This is a genomic window from Serratia fonticola, from assembly GCF_001006005.1.
Taxonomy (GTDB): Bacteria; Pseudomonadota; Gammaproteobacteria; order Enterobacterales; family Enterobacteriaceae; genus Chania; species Chania fonticola.
The window spans coordinates 3,848,156-3,862,121 of record NZ_CP011254.1; the positions used below are offsets into that span (position 1 = coordinate 3,848,156).

Annotated in this window: 10 protein-coding genes; 8 read left to right on the forward strand and 2 right to left on the reverse strand. The window is 42.1% G+C overall.

What is annotated here, in order from left to right:
- The first annotated feature begins 52 nt into the window (after positions 1 to 52).
- Positions 53 to 1,405: an anaerobic C4-dicarboxylate transporter DcuC gene (dcuC, locus tag WN53_RS17165; protein ID WP_024484880.1), complete on the forward strand. Its 1,353-nt coding sequence runs from the start codon at positions 53 to 55 to the stop codon at positions 1,403 to 1,405.
- A gap of 61 nt (positions 1,406 to 1,466) precedes the next feature.
- On the opposite strand, the gene WN53_RS17170 is transcribed toward dcuC, so the two are convergent.
- Positions 1,467 to 3,230 carry a hypothetical protein gene (locus tag WN53_RS17170; RefSeq protein WP_046808125.1) on the reverse strand — a complete coding sequence of 588 codons (1,764 nt, stop codon included), beginning with the start codon at positions 3,228 to 3,230 and terminating at the stop codon, positions 1,467 to 1,469.
- Between the two features lie 115 nt (positions 3,231 to 3,345).
- Positions 3,346 to 4,923 (reverse strand): TerC family protein, encoded by a 1,578-nt coding sequence (locus WN53_RS17175; RefSeq protein ID WP_024484878.1) that lies wholly within the window; start codon positions 4,921 to 4,923, stop codon positions 3,346 to 3,348.
- 666 nt (positions 4,924 to 5,589) lie between these two features.
- Between WN53_RS17175 and galU (WN53_RS17180) the strand changes: the two genes are divergently transcribed.
- The 7 genes from galU (WN53_RS17180) (at position 5,590) to WN53_RS17210 (ending at position 13,966) form a co-directional block, all read left to right on the forward strand.
- On the forward strand, positions 5,590 to 6,489 hold the full coding sequence (gene galU, locus WN53_RS17180) for a UTP--glucose-1-phosphate uridylyltransferase GalU (protein ID WP_021180603.1): 900 nt from the start codon (positions 5,590 to 5,592) through the stop codon (positions 6,487 to 6,489).
- A 46-nt stretch (positions 6,490 to 6,535) separates the two neighbouring features.
- Positions 6,536 to 7,432, forward strand: coding sequence for a UTP--glucose-1-phosphate uridylyltransferase GalU (gene galU, locus WN53_RS17185; protein WP_024484877.1), 897 nt, complete (start codon positions 6,536 to 6,538; stop codon positions 7,430 to 7,432).
- A gap of 313 nt (positions 7,433 to 7,745) precedes the next feature.
- A complete protein-coding gene (locus WN53_RS17190) occupies positions 7,746 to 8,882 on the forward strand; it encodes a polysaccharide export protein (protein WP_024484876.1) in 1,137 nt (378 codons plus the stop codon).
- 9 nt (positions 8,883 to 8,891) lie between these two features.
- Positions 8,892 to 9,326: an arsenate reductase/protein-tyrosine-phosphatase family protein gene (locus WN53_RS17195; protein ID WP_024484875.1), complete on the forward strand. Its 435-nt coding sequence runs from the start codon at positions 8,892 to 8,894 to the stop codon at positions 9,324 to 9,326.
- Positions 9,327 to 9,338: 12 nt separating this feature from the next.
- Positions 9,339 to 11,483, forward strand: coding sequence for a tyrosine-protein kinase Wzc (gene wzc / locus WN53_RS17200; protein WP_024484874.1), 2,145 nt, complete (start codon positions 9,339 to 9,341; stop codon positions 11,481 to 11,483).
- Positions 11,484 to 11,544: 61 nt separating this feature from the next.
- On the forward strand, positions 11,545 to 12,687 hold the full coding sequence (locus WN53_RS17205; RefSeq protein ID WP_046808126.1) for a glycosyltransferase: 1,143 nt from the start codon (positions 11,545 to 11,547) through the stop codon (positions 12,685 to 12,687).
- Complete coding sequence (locus WN53_RS17210) at positions 12,680 to 13,966, forward strand: lipopolysaccharide biosynthesis protein (RefSeq protein ID WP_024484871.1); 1,287 nt, start codon at positions 12,680 to 12,682, stop codon at positions 13,964 to 13,966. The genes WN53_RS17205 and WN53_RS17210 overlap by 8 nt, the downstream gene beginning before the upstream one ends.

Genomic DNA, 13,966 nt, shown 5'->3' on the forward strand with positions numbered 1-13,966 from the left:
GGCTGCTATCGGGCGATGAGCTGAAATAAAATAATTAAATCGAGGGATAACAATGGAACTTCTGATAGGAGCCTTGGTGGCGGTGTTCGTTGGCCGTTACATCATCAAGGGCTATTCTGCCACCGGGGTGTTAATGGTTGGCGGCCTGGTGCTGCTGGCGGTGAGTGCATTTATGGGCAAAAATCTGCTGCCCGCCAGTGCGACTTCGACCGGCTGGCGCGCCACCGATATTTTCGAATATGTCAAAATCCTGCTGATGAGCCGCGGTGGCGATCTCGGCATGATGATCATGATGCTGTGTGGCTTTGCCGCCTATATGACGCACATTGGCGCCAATGACGTGGTGGTCAAGCTGGCTTCCCGCCCACTGCAGATGATCAACTCCCCGTATTTGCTGATGATTGCGGCCTACTTTGTTGCCTGCCTGATGTCACTGGCCGTCTCTTCGGCGACAGGGCTGGGCGTGCTACTGATGGCAACGCTGTTCCCGCTGATGGTTAACGTGGGGATCAGCCGCGGTGCGGCGGCGGCTATCTGTGCTTCTCCTGCAGCCATTATCCTTTCGCCTACTTCGGGTGATGTGGTGCTGGCAGCCAAGGCGGCCGAAATGCCGCTGGTGGATTTCGCCTTCAAAACCACGCTGCCTATCTCCATCGCCGCCATTGTCTGTATGGCGATTGCCCACTTCTTCTGGCAGCGCTACCTCGACCGTAAAGCCAACGAACAGCATCACATCATGGACGTGAGTGAAATCACTACCAATGCGCCCGGTTTTTACGCCATCTTGCCGTTTACCCCGATCCTGGGGGTACTGGTCTTTGATGGTAAATGGGGGCCGGAGCTGCACATCATTACCGTATTGGTGATTTGTATGTTCATGGCCGCGGTGATCGAGTTTATACGCAGCTTCAATGCCAAAACGGTGTTTGCCGGTTTAGAAGTGGCTTACCGTGGCATGGCCGATGCGTTTGCCAGCGTGGTGATGCTGTTGGTCGCGGCAGGGGTGTTTGCCCAAGGCTTGAGCACCGTTGGCTTCATCAGCGGCTTGATCAGCCTGGCACAGTCATTTGGCACCGGCGGTATCATCATGATGCTGGTTCTGGTAGTGATCACCATGCTGGCGGCGATGACGACCGGCTCTGGTAATGCGCCGTTCTATGCGTTTGTTGAGCTGATCCCGAAACTGGCGGCACAGATGGGGGTTAACCCGGCTTACCTGGTGATCCCGATGCTGCAGGCTTCCAACCTGGGCCGTACGCTCTCGCCGGTTTCTGGTGTAGTGGTAGCGGTTTCCGGTATGGCAAAAATCTCACCGTTCGAAGTGGTGAAACGCACCTCGGTACCGGTGATTGTCGGGCTGGTGGTGGTGATTGTGGCTACTGAGTTGTTGGTGCCTGTGCACTGAAATTAGATTCATAGAATGGAAGAGGAATAGCAGTTAGAATTTTTTCTCTTCCATTCGTAAATTATTGAAGAATTTTTATATTCGTAAAGTTTAAAATGTTAAAATTATGAGTTTCAATCACGATCTTAGCATAAAAAGCTGTAGTGTTTTTTTTTCCGAAAACTCTAATCTTGGTTGTGTTTTCATTTAAATTTATGTCTTTTGATTCTTTCTTTATCAGTATTAGTTTAGGTGTGATTTCGTTCATTCTGAAATCAAATAGCCGCATAGATATAACTAGTGTACCATTCGTTAAAGAAGATTGGTTGAAGTAAATATCTAATTCTAAAATAAATTCGTTATTAATAATTTTAAACTCTTTACTTGTTATAGTAATCATTCCTTCTTCCGAGGACAGAGAGTATGACTGTTGGGTCCCGTTAAATAATGTAGAGCTACTCACCTCGAAATTGGAATTTTTTGTTTTTTCTGTGACAAACCATCCTGATTCATCTATTTTTTTATTATCCTTAATGCTAAACCCTGTAGGATCAACGGAGTTAAGTATGTTGACGCTGTTATTTAAATTGATTATTGCTTTCTCTATGGTTTCATTGCTTAGTCTTGAGTTCCTTATGTTTAAATTACCCCCGCGTATAAACCATCCATTTCCGCTGACTAAGTCCAGTGAGAACTCATGAAATAAACAGTTTATAATATCTAACGAGAAGTTGTGTGAGTGACACTCAATAAGGTTTGTATAGTCATTTTGGGAGACCTTATTAGATCTGCGTACTCTTATATCATCTAACAATAATCGGCCAGATGCTTTTTCGCTAATTATAAAAGGTGTTACACCACCGCTTCCAAAAAAGCCATTAACGATATTTTTTATTTCAACGGTGCCGGTTATATAGTTGGAACAGCTATATTCATGGATTCCTGAGAAAAAAAACATATCCTTACCATAAATGCAATATCCCTTGCGGCTGGCTCTCTGAAGTTCACAATTAGAGAAAACCAAAGTACCTACATCGCATCTTACACACCAGCCGACTTCATCATCCCACCAGGAATCAGATGCTTCATTTTTTTGTGAGAGAATTAGAGACTTATCAAAATAAGTTATGCTATTAGATGCATTACAATATATTGGTCTTAAAACTCCACGCGTTTGGAACGCTGTGAACCAAATTTCCGATTGCGGTAGGTATGGTTGCTCCGAAACCCCAAAACTATTCCCAATGACAAGTCCATTTTTAAAGTTAGATATCATGATGTTGTCAAACCACATCATTTGAGATTTGTTTTTGCTGGATGTTTCTGAGTGGATTCGCAATGCGCATTCATAATTATTATGATATGTACTATCAATCTTGTCACCATCACTGGTTATAATTACGGAACCTGTTAGAATTGTTTCTCTTGAGTTGTAAAAAGATATTATACAGTCTACCTTTTTTTTCGATATTCCATATATTCTTGCTCCGTCGCAAATTATGTAGTTATAAATGCTTGAGAATGTAATCTTTGAAACAGCATACCTCGCCTTGGGTATTTTGAGAGGCAGTTGGTTTTTTTGTGCATAATCGATAGCTTTTTGGAATGCGATTGTGTCGTCATGCCCTGTAGATGTTATTGGGTCCCAATCTCCGACCGCTCCGAAATCTTTAACATTAACACTATCAGTGCTAAAGTGTTCTTTTTTAATGGTTTTTTCTGATGGATTCACTTTGTCACTGGTATCTGTTTGAAGGTCACTGCTGTTTTTTTTTGCATTGATAAGGCTTGGGGCCGCTATTAAAGAAAGTAGGGCGCTGCGTAAAAAATTTCTTCTTTCTTTCATATTACTTGCCTCTTGTCAATTTTTAGTCTTTAGATGGATTTTTATTTTCATAATTATTATAACGAATTCACTTATAAATAATACCGGGCACTCTGGGTTATTGCCCGGTATTGGGCTACTCTTCGTTAGGTGTCACTAACGTCGTGATCTTCACCTTCACGATGCGGTGGCTATTGATTTCCAATGGTTCAAAAAGATAGTCGCCAATCTTCAGCTGTTCCCCTTCGCGTGGAATGCGCTGGCAATGCTCCATCAGCAAGCCTGCCAAGGTATGATATTCCCGCTTTTCTTCTATCGGCAGTGGTACATACAGCACCAGATCTTCCAGTGGCATATGGCCATTGGCAATCCAGTAACCTTCGCTGGTTTGTTGGATATCATGGCGTGCATCAACCTCTTCATCGGCCTCAGGCAGATTACCAGCGATGGTTTCCATCACGTCGGTTAACGTCACCACACCTTCGACCGAACCAAACTCATCCACTACAAACGCAAAGTGGGTTTTGGCCTGGCGGAACTGCTCCAACGCAGACAGCAACGTTAACTGCTCCGGGAAGATCAGCGGCTGGCGCACCAAGGCCCGCAGATCCAGCGGTGATTGCTGCAACTGTTGTTTCAGCACATCAATGGTGTGGATCACTCCTAATGGCTCATCGCTGGCGCTATTTTCGGTTACCACGATGCGCGTATGCTGGTTTTTCTCCAACAGCTGCGTCAATTTATCCAGCGGACCGTTAAGCCCAAGGTATTCCACATCGTGCCGCGAAGTCATGATACTGCTGACGGTGCGCTGTGCCATGCCCAGCACCCGCTCGATCATATGGCGTTCCTGCTGGTTGAAGATTTCACCATTCTCGTTATAGCTGTCTGCCAGCAGATGTGCCGAATGGCTGTCGATCTCGGCCTCTTCATGCTTACCGCTTAACATGCGCAATACGGCTTCTGCGGTACGTTCACGCAAAGGCCGCACCTTGGAAAGGAAACGGCGGCGGTTAAATTGGGCAAACTGGTTCAAGGCTTCGATCATCACCGAGAAACCGATCGCTGCGTAGAGATAGCCCTTCGGAATGGCATAGCCAAAGCCTTCGGCCACCAGGCTGAAACCAATCATCAGCAAGAAGCTGAGGCACAGAATAACAATGGTGGGGTGGGCATTCACAAAGCGCGTGAGCGGTTTGCTGGCCAGCAACATCAAACCAATGGCGATACATACTGCGATCATCATCACGGCCAGATGATCGACCATCCCGACGGCGGTGATCACCGAATCCAGCGAGAAGACGGCATCCAACACCACAATCTGCGCGACCACCGGCCAGAAACGCGCTCCTTTGCGTGACCCATGGTGTTCTTCGTCTTTACCCTCCAGCCGCTCGTTCAGCTCCATGGTGGCTTTAAACAGCAGGAAGATACCCCCGACCAGCATTATCAGGTCGCGGCCACTGAAAGCGTGCCCCATGGCCACAAACAGCGGTTTGGTCAGGGTGGCTAGCCAGGATATCGAGGCAAGCAGCGCCAGGCGCATCACCAACGCCAGTAAAAGACCGACAATGCGGGCTTTATCACGTTGTTTTTTAGGTAATTTCTCCGCCAAAATGGCGATAAAGATCAGGTTGTCAATGCCCAGTACGATTTCCAGTACAACCAGGGTGGCCAAGCCGGCCCAAATTGTTGGATCTGCGATCCATTCCATACGCCTAATTTCACCTTTTAGTTCGACGGCTTATGCCGCATTGAGAATGATGGACGCTGAGGGAGGGGATTTCAACATTAAATCCGCACTGGGTGCGGGTAATCTATGTTAGTAGAATAATTAGACAGTGTCAGGATCTGGTCATTGGGGGTAAGCACCAGAAAACATAGAACAAATAGCTGCTTATAAATTCTGCGCTTAGATAATAAGCATTATAATCAATTTGTTATAAACTAGTTAAACGAGTAAAATCTTAAAAGTCGCGTATCCTTAGTAGTCTTATTCTGAAAAGGTCTTAATGCAGCCACTAAGACTTGTTTCACCGGGTCAATAGTATAAGAATCTTAGCATCCTATAAATGATAGCAAGACTGACCACTTGGCCAGGAAGGCGCCGCCTTTTCCTTACTCTGCGACTTGCCTCTCATTAGATTCTGAACAGAACCTCAGGTTCATCTACGAGCGTGGAGTCGGTTGCACGCTTGTTAGTTAAAACATTGTCTACAGTGCATTGGTAGCTGCAAGCCAAGGGCGGTAGCGTGCCTAAAGCGTCACCTTATGATTTTAATTAATTGATTTTTATAGTTAAATCTCATTGTGACGTTAGGGTTAACCACTTTTCCTGGCTCTGTTACACTTACTTGTTATTTGTCGGTGGAAGAAATTTATGCAAAAAAGATTGAAGGCCGTTATCCCAGTAGCAGGTTTGGGCACGCGTATGCTGCCCGCAACCAAGGCGATCCCTAAAGAAATGCTGCCTGTGGTCGATAAGCCATTGATTCAGTACATCGTGAGCGAATGCGTTGCAGCTGGCATCAAAGATATCGTACTGGTTACGCACTCATCGAAAAACGCGATCGAAAACCACTTTGATACCTCCTTTGAGCTGGAAGCGACGTTGGAAGCTCGGGTAAAACGCCAGTTGCTTGCTGAAGTACAAAGTATCTGCCCGCCAGATGTAACGGTGATGCAGGTACGTCAAGGGCAAGCCAAAGGGCTGGGTCACGCGGTGTTATGCGCTCAACCAATGATTGGGGATAACCCATTTGTGGTGCTGTTGCCGGACGTGTTATTGGATGACTCTACCGCCGATCTGCAGAAAGAAAACCTGGCCAAAATGATCCAGCGTTTTGAGCAAACCGGCTTTAGCCAGATTATGGTTGAGCCAGTGCCAGAAGAGGACGTTTCCAAATACGGTGTGGTCGATTGCGGCGGCGTGGCGTTAGCCGCGGGTGCAAGTACGCCAATGACCGCGGTGGTAGAGAAACCTGCGCGGGAAGATGCGCCATCTAACCTGGCAGTGGTAGGGCGTTATGTCCTCTCAGCCGATATCTGGCCGTTGCTGGAGAAAACGCCTCCGGGAGCAGGCGATGAAATCCAACTGACCGACGCCATTGCCATGCTGATGGAGCAGGAAACGGTAGAAGCTTTCCATATGAGCGGCAAATCCCACGACTGTGGTGACAAACTGGGCTATATGAAGGCGTTTGTACAGTATGCCCTGCGCCACCCTTCCGAAGGCGAAAACTTTACCCAGTGGATGAAACAGACCCTGAACAGCAAGTAATTGCCTGAGCCGGTTAGCACGACCACAAGATTTTAAGAGGAACACCATGTCGAAGAAGTTGAAAGCCGTCATTCCTGTTGCTGGTCTGGGTATGCGCATGTTGCCTGCGACCAAGGCGATCCCAAAAGAGATGCTGCCGATCGTTGATAAGCCGTTGATCCAATATATCGTCAACGAATGCGTGGCTGCCGGGATAAAGGAAATCATTCTGGTTACCCACTCCTCCAAGAACGCGATCGAAAACCATTTCGACACGTCTTATGAGCTTGAGGCGATGCTGGAAGCGCGCGTGAAGCGTCAGCTGCTGGATGAAGTTAAATCCATTACGCCGAAGGGCGTAACCCTGATGCACATCCGCCAAGGACAACCGAAAGGGTTGGGGCATGCGGTACTTTGTGCCAAACCACTGGTAGGTGATTCACCTTTCGTGGTGGTGCTGCCGGACGTGCTGCTGGATGACGCCAAGGCGGATATGCACAAAGACAACCTGGCGCATATGATTGCCCGCTTCGAAGATAACGGGCTGAGCCAGGTGCTGGTGCAGCCTGCAGATGAGAATGTGCTGCATGATTACTCGGTGGCGGAATGTGAGACCACTACCCTGCAACCAGGGGAAAGTTCACGCATGACTTCGATTATTGAGAAGCCAAGCCGTGAAGTGAAACTGAAATCCAATTATTCTGCTGTAGGCCGTTATGTGCTCTCTGCCGACATCTGGCCGATTTTGGAAAAAACTCAGCCAGGCGCCTGGGGCCGAATTCAACTGACTGATGCGATTGCTGACCTGATGAAACAACAGACGGTAGAAGCGATGGAACTGGTGGGAGAATCGTTCAACTGCGGTGAAAAACTAGGCTATCTGCGAGCCTTTGTTACCTATGGCTTACGCCACCCAACGCAGGGCAAAGCATTCCGTGAATGGGCCGAGAAGCTAAAATTGTAGTAATTTGTACTGAAAAAGAGCAGAAAAATCTTTATAGTTAGAGGCCTGCGGAAATCTCAGCGGGCCTTTTGGCTTATTCGAGACCGTTCGCACATGAAAACACTCCTGGTGCATGCGCCACTCACTACGAGTTTGAGAGGCATCATAGCAAACCCAGGCTCAACGTTTGCTCAATGAGTGCTTTCATGCCTGTATCGCAGGACTGCCGTACATAGCGCAAACAAAAAATTTTGCTAAGCCCCCCCCAAGTGGCCACGGTTGGCCAGGTGTTTAGCATTGCAAGTTTACTTACTTTGAAAGTGATGAAAATTCGATGGCAAAGAAACAATGGAAGCTGATACCGCTCTTGGTATCGATCAGTGTGATTAGCGGCTGTACTGTCGTTCCGGGCACCCACCTGTCGACCAGTGGGAAAAACGTTGTCAAGCAGCAAGACAGCGACTTTAATCTCGATAAGTTAGTTGATATCTATCCGATGACACCAAGCTTGGTCGAAAAAATGAGGCCAAAGCCAGTTATCGCACAAACCAATCCCGCGCTAGAAGTTGAGCTGCAGAACTACGAATATCGTATTGGTGTAGGAGATGTACTGATGGTGACCGTTTGGGATCACCCAGAATTGACTACTCCTGCAGGTCAGTACCGTAGTGCGAGCGATACCGGAAACTGGGTTAATTCTGATGGTACAATTTTTTATCCCTACATAGGAAAAGTGAAAGTCGTAGGGAAAACAATGGCACAAATTCGTACTGAGATTGCAGGTAGATTGGCTCAATACATAGAAAGTCCTCAAGTAGATGTGAGTATCGCTGCTTTCCGTTCGCAAAAGGTTTATGTCACAGGGGAAGTTGAGAAATCAGGGCAACAGCCAATAACTAATGTGCCACTGACAATTATGGATGCGATAAACTCAGCTGGAGGACTATCTGAGAATGCTGATTGGCGAAATGTAGTATTAACTCATGATGGTAAAGAGCAACATATATCTCTTCAAGCACTAATGCAGCGTGGTGATCTGAATCAAAATAGGCTCCTCCATCCAGGTGATATTCTCTATATTCCTCGGAACGATGATTTAAAAGTATTCGTAATGGGAGAGGTTAAAAAACAAACCACTTTGAAAATGGACCGAAGTGGTATGACATTAACTGAAGCATTAGGGAATGCGGAAGGGATGGATCAAAGTTTTGCTGATGCAACTGGCGTATTTGTCATTCGACCGCTGCGTGGTACAGAAGGAAATAAGCTAGCGTCTATTTATCAATTAAACGCATCGGATGCAGCTGCGATGGTTATGGGTACTGAATTCCATCTACAACCCTATGATATTGTATATGTTACTACCGCTCCAATCGTTCGATGGAATCGTGTAATTAGTCAATTAGTACCGACAATTTCTGGTTTTAACGAACTGACAGAAGGTAGCTTGCGTATAAGAAATTGGCCATAGGAACGCATGATGTTTAAATCGATACTTGTTGTTTGCATCGGAAATATATGTCGTTCCCCAACAGGGGAACGTTTACTAAAAGAATCCTTGCCTGAGATAAAGATTTCATCAGCTGGATTGGGTGCTTTAGTTGGCCATTCTGCAGATGAATATGCAGCTGAGATAGCTGGTGAAAATGATATTTCTTTGGATGGGCATATAGCAAAACAGCTGACTTCAAAGTTATGTAGAGAATATGATCTAATCCTGGTAATGGAGAGGAAGCATATCGAAGCAGTTTGCAACATTGCACCTGAGTCCAGAGGGAAAATAATGCTTTTTGGACACTGGATTGGAGGGCAAGATATTCCCGATCCATACAAAAAAAGTAAAGAAGCATTCAGTTTTGTGTTTAAGCAACTTAATGATGCGACTCGTGAATGGGTCAGAGCTTTGAATCGATAACTAGAGATTGCTATGTCAGATAAAAAACGTGAATCTACCTTCCAGCAAGAAAATGAAGGTATCGATATAGGTAGAATTTGGGGCAGCTTGGTCGATCATCGCTGGATGATCTTGGGCATGACTGCACTGTTTACAGTTATTGGTACCCTTTATGTACTATTTTCAACCCCGATTTATCGCGCCGATGCTCTAATTCAAGTTGAACAAAACTCTGGAAACTCTATTTTAAGTAATTTGTCAGAAATCCTTCCATCAAACCAACCACCTTCAGCGGCAGAAATTGAGCTAATCAAATCTAGAATGGTTCTGGGCAAAACTGTAGATGACTTGAATTTAGATGTTGTAGTTGAGCAAAAGTTTTTCCCTATTTTTGGCAAAGGGTTTGCAAGAATAGTTGGAAAACCAAAGTCAGAATTAGCATTGAGTAGATTTGAAGTTTCTGAAAATGATATAAATCAATATTTTGAAATAAAGTTATTAGATGATTCTCAGTTTTCAATTACAAAAGATGGTGAGGATATAGCCAAAGGTAATGTAGGGCAGCTTCTGAAAAATGAGCATGTTACAGTCCTTATCAGTGACGCAAAATTTGATGATGGCGAAGTTTTTGAAATCAAGAAGATTTCTAAGTTAGAAGCTATAAATGAGATTCTGAACGATTTAACGGTTACCGATAAAGGAAAGGATACAGGCGTATTGTCACTAAGTTTAACAGGAAGTGATCCATCAGAAATAAAAAAGATACTGAATTCGATTAGCCAAAATTATCTGCTCCAAAATGTTGAAAGAAAATCTGAAGAGGCAGCTAGAAGTTTAACTTTCCTTAAAGAACAGTTACCTGAAGTTAGGGGGGCTCTCGATGATGCTGAAACAAAGTTAAACAAATATAGGCAGCAAAATGATTCGGTTGATTTATCTCTTGAGGCAAAAGCAGCCTTAGAATCTGGTGTTGCATTAGATACTCAACTAAATGAACTTACATTTAAAGAGGCTGAGATATCTAAATTATATACAAAAGAGCACCCATCCTATAAAGCTTTAATGGAAAAAAGAAAAACCTTAGAAGACGAAAAAGGTAAGCTTAATAAAAAGATCAGTGGATTACCAAAAACCCAGCAAGAGATTCTTAGGTTGACTCGAGATGTTAATGCTGGGCAAGAAGTTTATATGCAGATGTTAAACAAACAGCAAGAGTTGAGTATAACAAAAGCTAGTACTGTAGGTAACGTACGAATTGTCGACTCTGCAATCACTCAACCGAAACCAGTTAAACCCAATAAGCCTGTATCTATTCTACTGTTTGCCATGTTAGGTATTATACTAAGTGCTGGCTATGCGATTCTTAAAACAGTTCTCCATAAGGGTGTTGAAAGTGCTGAACAACTTGAGGAGATTGGGATAAATGTTTATGCTAATATTCCTCTCTCTGAATGGCAGATGAAGGAGGATAAAAAGCTTGTAACTCGATCAAAAACAACAAAATCTAATATGTTGTTAGCAATAGGAAATCCTGCAGATTTAGCAATCGAAGCGATTAGAAGTCTTAGAACGAGTCTACATTTTGCTATGATGGAAGCTAAAAATAATGTTCTTATGATTTCAGGTGCCAGCCCAGGTATAGGTAAATCTTTCGTCAGTACGAATTTGGCTGCAATAATAGCAATGTCAGATAAAAAGGTTTTGGTCATTGATGCTGACATGCGCAAGGGATATTTACATAGTATTTTGAATTCAGAACACAACAATGGGTTATCTGAAACGTTAAGTGGCGTTATTTCACATAGCACTGCTATAAAGAAAACCCAGTTGGCTAACCTTGACTTTATACCTAGAGGTATGATTCCTCCTAATCCGTCTGAGCTATTGATGAATAAGAGTTTCTCAGATCTTCTCGATTGGGCAAGCAAGAATTATGATTTTGTTGTTGTTGACACCCCCCCTATTTTGGCAGTAACTGATGCTGCAGTTATAGGACGCCATGTTGGGACTACACTCTTAGTTGCAAGATTTGGAGTGAATACTATCAAAGAGATAGAAGTTGGAATCCGGCGTTTTGAACAAAATGGAATTGATGTTAGAGGTGTAATTATAAATGCTATAGTTAAAAAAGCCTCTACGAGTTATGCTTACGGCAATTATGTGTATTCTTATAAATAACTTTTAAACAGATAGATGCTGTTTATTTCAGCATCTATACTTTATCATGGTAGTCCCTAACATGAATGTTGTAACAATATTCGAACGCGCGGAAAATGTACATCTCAATAAAGATGTTGGGCAAATATTGTATTATATCAGTAAAAACAAAAAATATAATGCAGAGCTATGGAGTTTTTGTGAAATAAGCAATTCATTACCTGGTGTGAAAATTAGAAGAATAGAGACAGTTTGGAAAAGGTATAAGTTAAATTTCAAGCTATTGCTATTGCTTGTGCAACAAGCGAAGAATATTGAATTGCTAAATTTATATCACGTGAGAGTGTACTCCCTTATTTATGCCTACTTTTATAAATTAATCAATCCCAAAGGAGTTGTCTTTATAAAAGGGGACTTTGATCTAAATCAGATTAAGAATGAAGGTTTACTTTACAATAAAAAAAATAAAGGGGTGTTTGATTTTATTAAAAATCATTTAATCAAAAAAGTTGATATTGTAACTTTTGAGCACAAGTATATTGGCCAAGAGTTATTAAGACAAGGAATTAAATCTATATATATTCCGAATGGCGTTTCGGAAGATTTAAGCAAAGAATTAGACAGATTATCAGCTAAAGCAAGTAATAAGATTACTCCGTTAAATGTGCTAGTTGTAGGGAGAATTGGAAGTTATCAAAAGAACACAGAGGAAGCATTAGATATTCTTTTGAAGTTGCACGCGAAAAATCATGAATTTTACGCAAATATTGTTGGACCAATTGACTCAGGGTTTAAAAATGTTATCGATAAACTTTATTATGATAACCCTAGTGTTAGTGGAAAAATTAATTTTATCGGAGAAATATCCGATCTGAAAGTATTGGCTCGTTATTACAATGAAGCAGATATATTTTTGCTAACATCAAGATTCGAAGGCTACCCATTATCTGTAGTAGAAGCTGGCTATGCATGCTGCATACCAGTTGTTAGCCAAAATTCGGGAGCCGATGATCTTATAGAAAACTATACTACAGGGTACATATATAAAGATACCGACGATGCAGTTGAATTTATTATTAGTCTTATAACTGACATTAAAAAAATAAATATTGATAAAATTAAGATTAGAATAAGAAATAATATTATTGAAAACAATGATTGGGAAAAGAATATCTCTTTTTTACTCAATAAAGTCGATGAGATAGTTGAGGAAAGGTGTGAATAAAAAAATTGTGGGTAGTGCTGCCGCATATGCTTTAAGTAATATTACAGTACAGGTATTTAATTTTATTTCCACACTACTTTTGATGCGTCTGCTCTCACTTGAGATATTTGGTAGTGTTGGTGTCCTTACAGAAATATTCGCATTGTTCATGGTGATTGGCGAATCAGGGGTACGCAATTTTATCATTAATAAATTAAGAGAAAAATCAGAACCGTTCTCAAACATCAAGTTCTCGTTTCAGTTTCAACTATACAATGCTATAACACTCGCAGTAATATTTTATATAATTTTCATTTTCGTTTTGAAGGATGTAAATTATCTTGATCTACTTATAACACTATTTTTTTCTGCCGTTTATATTTTGACAGTACCTGCTCAAGCAACTTTTCTTTTTAAAGGAAAGAAAAATGAAATGATACTAAAGGATATGTTGACGGCAGGACTAAGGCTGTTATTTATTTTAATTACATTCTATCTAAATTTAAAAGTTAACATACATGAAGTAATGATGCTTTGGTTAATTCCTGTTGCCATCAGTAGCATTTACTTGAATAGAATGTGGCGAACCGCGGAAGGAAGTATCGGTGATCTACCCAGTCGAGTAAGTTCTTCGACATATATTGAAAATGCAGTTCTTCTAATACCATTTTTATCAATATCAATAGTTAATGGTATATATAATCGAGTTGGAGTTTTTGTTTTACAATATTTTGGTTCGGTAAGTGAGGCTGGTTTATATATCGGAGCTGCAAAATTTGTATTGCCTTGTGTCTTTATATTGTTTGCATTTTCCAACTCATTAACTCAGACTTTTTCTAGTGATAAACTGCCTTTATTTAATTGGAAGTTTGCTTTACTATGTATTTCACCAGCATTTTTTATCTATATATGTCTCAATTTTATCGTTCCGATTATATTTACTAATTTCTTTTTCGGGAAATATGATGGTTCGATAAGTATACTAAGAATTTTATCATTATATGTTCTTATTGTATTTTCTTATGGTTTGTTTTCAAGTTATCTGATTGTCAACGGACATCAGAAGAAAATATTAAAAGTAAACATATGTTCATTAATAATGATTGTGTTTTTATCATTATACTTGGTACCTAGATTTAGTGCATTGGGATTGGCGTATGCCTTTATTTCGGTGGAAATATGTATTGCGCTATTCTATTTTATTACGATAGCCAAGATGGGGTTAAAACCCACATTGTTTTTCATTTTTCCGTCACTTTATGCACTTGTTTATTGTGCGGTCAGTATTTATCCAAGTTAG

Bases quoted from the DNA above. Each gene is read 5' to 3' on its own strand.
- dcuC (WP_024484880.1), top strand. From the start codon at position 53: ATGGAACTTCTGATAGGAGCCTTGGTGGCGGTGTTCGTTGGCCGTTAC.
- WN53_RS17170 (WP_046808125.1), bottom strand. From the start codon at position 3,230: ATGAAAGAAAGAAGAAATTTTTTACGCAGCGCCCTACTTTCTTTAATA.
- WN53_RS17175 (WP_024484878.1), bottom strand. From the start codon at position 4,923: ATGGAATGGATCGCAGATCCAACAATTTGGGCCGGCTTGGCCACCCTG.
- galU (WP_021180603.1), top strand. From the start codon at position 5,590: ATGCAAAAAAGATTGAAGGCCGTTATCCCAGTAGCAGGTTTGGGCACG.
- galU (WP_024484877.1), top strand. From the start codon at position 6,536: ATGTCGAAGAAGTTGAAAGCCGTCATTCCTGTTGCTGGTCTGGGTATG.
- WN53_RS17190 (WP_024484876.1), top strand. From the start codon at position 7,746: ATGGCAAAGAAACAATGGAAGCTGATACCGCTCTTGGTATCGATCAGT.
- WN53_RS17195 (WP_024484875.1), top strand. From the start codon at position 8,892: ATGTTTAAATCGATACTTGTTGTTTGCATCGGAAATATATGTCGTTCC.
- wzc (WP_024484874.1), top strand. From the start codon at position 9,339: ATGTCAGATAAAAAACGTGAATCTACCTTCCAGCAAGAAAATGAAGGT.
- WN53_RS17205 (WP_046808126.1), top strand. From the start codon at position 11,545: ATGAATGTTGTAACAATATTCGAACGCGCGGAAAATGTACATCTCAAT.